Genomic DNA, 4080 nt, shown 5'->3' with positions numbered 1-4080 from the left:
TGTCCTTTAAATTCTCTAGGTCTAGTATATTGAGGATATTCTAAGAGGCCATTGTAATGAGATTCCTCCATATATGAGTCTTCGCTACTTAGTACTCCTGGAATAAGTCGGACAATAGAATCTACTAGAACTAATGCTGGGATTTCTCCTCCAGTTAAAACATAGTCTCCTATAGAAATTTCTTCATCTACATAGTTTTCTATTACTCTATTATCTATTCCTTCATAATGACCACTTAATAATATTAAATGTGTTTCTTTAGATAATCTATTAGCTACACTTTGGGTATAAGGAATTCCTTTTGGGGATAAATATATAACCTTAGAACAGTCAGTTTTAACATTATTTATAGCTTCATAAATAGGCTCAGGCTGCATAACCATGCCTGGGCCTCCACCATAAGGGTAATCATCTACCTTCTTATGTTTATCCTTAGAAAAATCCCTTATATTTATAGAATTTAAACTGACCAATTCTTTATTCATAGCCCGACCAATAATACTCCATTGGAAAAAACACTGAAAAATTTCAGGAAATAATGTTAATACATCTATCTTCATTATATCAATCCTTCAATGGGATCCACTTTAATTATCTTTCCTTCAATATTTATATCTTTTATAAATTCTTTAACTGCCGGAATTAAATATTCCTTATCTATGGAATTATCTTTAATGACATAAATATCACTTGAACCTAATTTAATAACATCTATTACAGTACCAATTTCCCTCTCTGAAGTATCTAAAACAGTGCAACCTATTATATCAAATATAAAGAATTGATTATCATTTAGTTCAATTTTATCCTCTTCATCTATATATACATCTTGATTTTTAAATTTCTCTACTTCATTAATATTATGGTAGTTATCAAATTTAAGCATAACAATATTATCTATATACCTAACATTTGTAATTTCTACTTTCAATTTATATTCTCCAATATAAATTTTTTTTAATTCATCAAATCGATGTATATCATCTGTAAAGGGTAAAACTTTAACTTCTCCTTTTATTCCATGGGTATTTATAATTTTACCCACTTGAATATAATCCATAATATCACCTATTATTTAAATTCTAAAAAAGGATTTAAGTCCTATTGTAGAATTTCTACTACTACTCTTTTATTCTCCTTTATAGCTGCTGCCTTTACAACTGTCCTTATGGCTTTTGCTATTCTTCCTTGTTTTCCAATAACTTTCCCCATATCTTCAGGCGCAACTCTAAGCTCTATAATAACGGATTGAGTACCTTCAATTTCATTTACCTTTACTTCATCTGGGTTGTCTACAAGAGCTACAGCAATTGTTTCCACTAATTCACCCATATCCTCACCTCCTAGAAAGCTATTACTCAGTAGTATTATTGTCTTCAGTCATTTTTTCATATAAGCCACTTTCTCTAAATAACCTATTTACAGTATCAGTAGGTTTTGCACCATCATTTAACCATTTTGTTGCTTTTTCATCATCAATTTTAACTGTCTTAGGTTCAGTTAACGGGTTATAATATCCAATTTCATCTATGAATCTTCCATTTCTAGGAGCACGGGAATCTGCTACTATAATTCTATAAAAAGGATTTTTCTTTGCACCCATTCTTCTTAATCTAATTTTAACTGCCATTTTCTCACCTCCTCAAAATGTTAACTTTATTTAAAAAACGGCATACCGAAACCGCCTCTTTTTTTCATGGTCTTTTCCATATCAGTAAATTTTTTCATCATTTTTTTAGTTTCTTTAAATTGCTTTAACAATTTATTTACATCTTGAACAGTAGTTCCACTACCTTTAGCAATACGCTTTCTTCTGCTACTATTTATTATAGTTGGATTTTCCCTTTCTTCACTAGTCATAGATTGTATAATCGCTTCTATTTTTACTATTTCTTTTTCATCCACATCTATGTTTTTCATCATCTTTGAATTAACACCAGGAACCATAGCCAATAATTCATCTAGAGGTCCTAGGTTTTTCATTTGATCTAATTGATCTAAGAAATCATCTAAAGTAAATTGTTGTGTTCTAATCTTCTTTTCTAATTCCAAAGCTTTCTTTTCATCTAAAGCACTTTCAGCTTTTTCAATTAAACTTAATACATCACCTTTTCCTAAAATTCTAGATGCCATTCTATCTGGATGGAAAGGTTTTAATTCATCTAATTTTTCACCCATACCAACAAATTTTATAGGTTTTCCAGTTACAGACCTTATTGATAAAGCCGCTCCACCTCGTGCATCACCATCAAGCTTTGTGAGAACTACTCCTGTTAAATCTAATTTATTATTGAAACTTTCAGCTACATTTACTGCATCTTGACCAGTCATAGAGTCTACAACTAATAATATTTCATCTAATTTTATAGCTTCTTTAATTTCTCCCAATTCTTCCATTAAATCATTATCAATATGGAGTCTACCAGCAGTATCTATTATAATTACATCGTTGCCATTTCTTTTACCATGTTCAACACCAGCTTTAGCTATATTTACTGGTTTGTTTTTATCTCCCATTGAAAAAACTGGAACATCTGCCCTCTCTCCAACTACTTCTAACTGTTTAATGGCAGCTGGTCTATATACGTCACAGGCAACTAATAAGGGTCTTTTATTTTCATTTTTCAAGTTATATGCTAATTTACCAGCAGTAGTGGTTTTACCTGCCCCTTGCAAACCACACATAAGTATTACAGTAGGAGGCGTCGAGGAAAAATTAAGTTTACTTTGTTCTTCTCCCATTAGGTTAGTTAATTCCTCGTTAACAATTTTAATTACCTGTTGTCCAGGAGTCAAACTTTCCATAACTTCAGCACCAACGGCTCTTTCTTTTACGCTATTAACAAAATTCTTAACAACTTTAAAGTTTACATCTGCTTCTAAAAGCGCAAGCCTTACTTCTCTCATGGCTACCTTAACATCTTTTTCACTTAATTTACCTTTTCCTGTTAGCTTTCCTAAAGCATTTTGAAGCTTCTCAGATAAACTATCAAACACTATTATGTCACCTCCTGATTATCTTCTATTATTTTTTCTGCCAATGTCTTTATTGCCTTAGCATTATTAACAATCTCTTGGTTATTTAAATCCTCAGCGTCCTTAACAATTACTTTTACGTATTTTAAAATATTATTTACTTCATTAGATACATTTTTAAACTTCTCTACTAACCCTAAATTATTTTCAAAATCATAAAGATTATTTTCTGCCCTTTTTAAACTATCATATACTCCTTGTCTAGTAATACCTAGTTCTTCACCAATTTCACTTAAGGATAAATCATGAATATAGTATAATTCTACAACTGTATATTGGTTTTCACTTAGGAGTTTACCATAAAAGTCAAAGAGTATACCTAATTCCACAATCTTCTCAAACATATATATCACCACAAGTTTACTGTCAAGCTTTTAACTTGACAGTATCATTTTAATATATAATTATCTCTTTGTCAACAAGATATTAATAATTTTAATTAAAAATTGCATCTATGAAGGTATCCGGATTAAATTCTTGGAGATCCTCAATTTTTTCTCCTACTCCTATTAATTTTACAGGTAAATTTAATTCTGATTGTAATGCGATAACTACTCCACCCTTTGCTGTACCATCTAATTTTGTTAAAGCAACTCCTGTTATATCACAGACCTCTATAAATTGTTTAGCTTGTAAAATGGCATTTTGACCTGTTGTTGCGTCTAAAACCAATAATACTTCTTTTTTAGCTTCTTCAAATTCTCTATCAATAACTCTAAATATCTTATTTAATTCATTCATTAAATTCTTCTTATTATGGAGTCGACCAGCAGTATCACAAATTAAAACATCACAATTTCTAGCTTTAGCTGCTTGAATACCATCATATATTACAGCAGCAGGATCAGCCCCTTCACTATGGGCTACAAAATCTACTCCAGATCTATTACTCCATTCTTCTAATTGTTCAATGGCAGCAGCTCTAAAAGTATCACCAGCCGCTATAATTACCTTCTTACCATCATTTTTTAAATTATAAGCTAATTTTCCTATAGTCGTTGTTTTACCTACACCATTTACTCCCACCACTAATATTACTGCTGG

General features: G+C 30.8%; 7 protein-coding genes. All 7 read right to left on the bottom strand.

Annotated elements, in window-relative coordinates:
• The coding region (gene trmD, locus VK071_01375; protein HLR33966.1) for a tRNA (guanosine(37)-N1)-methyltransferase TrmD at positions 1–560 on the bottom strand (560 nt) is incomplete at its 3' end.
• Positions 560–1060, bottom strand: a complete 501-nt coding sequence (gene rimM / locus VK071_01370) for a ribosome maturation factor RimM (GenBank protein HLR33965.1) — start codon at positions 1058–1060, stop codon at positions 560–562. The genes trmD and rimM, both read right to left, overlap by 1 nt.
• Before the next feature lie 41 nt (positions 1061–1101).
• Entirely contained in the window at positions 1102–1332 is a 231-nt protein-coding gene (locus VK071_01365) for a KH domain-containing protein (GenBank protein ID HLR33964.1), read from the bottom strand.
• A 22-nt stretch (positions 1333–1354) separates the two neighbouring features.
• Positions 1355–1630 carry a 30S ribosomal protein S16 gene (gene rpsP / locus VK071_01360; protein HLR33963.1) on the bottom strand — a complete coding sequence of 92 codons (276 nt, stop codon included), beginning with the start codon at positions 1628–1630 and terminating at the stop codon, positions 1355–1357.
• 26 nt (positions 1631–1656) lie between these two features.
• On the bottom strand, positions 1657–3000 hold the full coding sequence (gene ffh, locus VK071_01355; GenBank protein ID HLR33962.1) for a signal recognition particle protein: 1344 nt from the start codon (positions 2998–3000) through the stop codon (positions 1657–1659).
• A complete protein-coding gene (locus tag VK071_01350; protein ID HLR33961.1) occupies positions 3000–3380 on the bottom strand; it encodes a sigma factor-like helix-turn-helix DNA-binding protein in 381 nt (126 codons plus the stop codon). The genes ffh and VK071_01350 overlap by 1 nt, the downstream gene beginning before the upstream one ends.
• A gap of 91 nt (positions 3381–3471) precedes the next feature.
• The coding region (gene ftsY, locus VK071_01345) for a signal recognition particle-docking protein FtsY (protein HLR33960.1) at positions 3472–4080 on the bottom strand (609 nt) is incomplete at its 5' end.

This window comes from Tissierellales bacterium, from assembly GCA_035301805.1.
Classification (GTDB): Bacteria; Bacillota; Clostridia; order Tissierellales; family DATGTQ01; genus DATGTQ01.
This window is presented reverse-complemented; position numbering and strand designations above follow the sequence as displayed.

What these genes read in the sequence shown, in the direction of transcription:
- rimM (HLR33965.1), bottom strand. Translation starts at nt 1,060, where the DNA reads ATGGATTATATTCAAGTGGGTAAAATTATAAATACCCATGGAATAAAA.
- VK071_01365 (HLR33964.1), bottom strand. Translation starts at nt 1,332, where the DNA reads ATGGGTGAATTAGTGGAAACAATTGCTGTAGCTCTTGTAGACAACCCA.
- rpsP (HLR33963.1), bottom strand. Translation starts at nt 1,630, where the DNA reads ATGGCAGTTAAAATTAGATTAAGAAGAATGGGTGCAAAGAAAAATCCT.
- VK071_01350 (HLR33961.1), bottom strand. Translation starts at nt 3,380, where the DNA reads ATGTTTGAGAAGATTGTGGAATTAGGTATACTCTTTGACTTTTATGGT.